Origin of the sequence: Gemmobacter lutimaris (assembly GCF_003570715.1) — a bacterium.
GTDB lineage: Bacteria > Pseudomonadota > Alphaproteobacteria > Rhodobacterales > Rhodobacteraceae > Gemmobacter > Gemmobacter lutimaris.
In genome coordinates, this window is record NZ_QXXQ01000057.1 from 1 (window position 1) to 567 (window position 567).

Genomic DNA, 567 nt, shown 5'->3' on the forward strand with positions numbered 1-567 from the left:
TGCTCGAGCCGATCGGGAACGTCCCTCCGGCAGAAGCAGAGGCAAACTTCTACGCCGCTCTGGAAACTGAAGACATCGCCGCGTAACTAACCAAAATCAGCCTCCGGCAAACCCGGGGCGGTTCAGTTCGACAAGTACCTATATGTTGGTGCAACACGTGCGGCAACATTCCTCGGGTTGTCGTGCGATGGTCGTTTGCCCGGATTGCTTGAACAAGCAACGCAGGGGATGGCTGATCGTTGGTCCGTCGCAAACTAGGCGTTGGCGGACGAACCGGATCATCACCGCAGGGCAGATGAGGCATGACCGAGCGCAACGACATTTCCGGCCTGCTGGCCTTCATCGGCCGAGAAGGGGACTGGCGCGACCGGCTGCAGGATGTTGTCGCCGAACACCTGATGCCCGCGCTGGAGGGTAATCCTCCCCCTTTTAACGGGGCACGTGTATCGACCCAGTGAAGATCTGCTCATGCTACAAGGGAGAACGTAGCAATGAGTGTGACCATGGACGACAGCATCAAGCGCTGGATGGCGAAGCGTAAAACCGCGCTGGTGATCGAGATCATGC

At 58.4% G+C, this 567-nt stretch carries 1 protein-coding gene; it reads left to right on the plus strand.

Features of this window, described 5'->3' with window-relative positions; genetic code table 11:
• Nucleotides 1-302 precede the first annotated feature (302 nt).
• The gene (locus tag D2N39_RS23045) at nucleotides 303-458 is read left to right on the plus strand and encodes a hypothetical protein (RefSeq protein WP_158589914.1); all 156 of its coding nucleotides are present in this window, start codon (nucleotides 303-305) and stop codon (nucleotides 456-458) included.
• Nucleotides 459-567 lie beyond the last annotated feature (109 nt).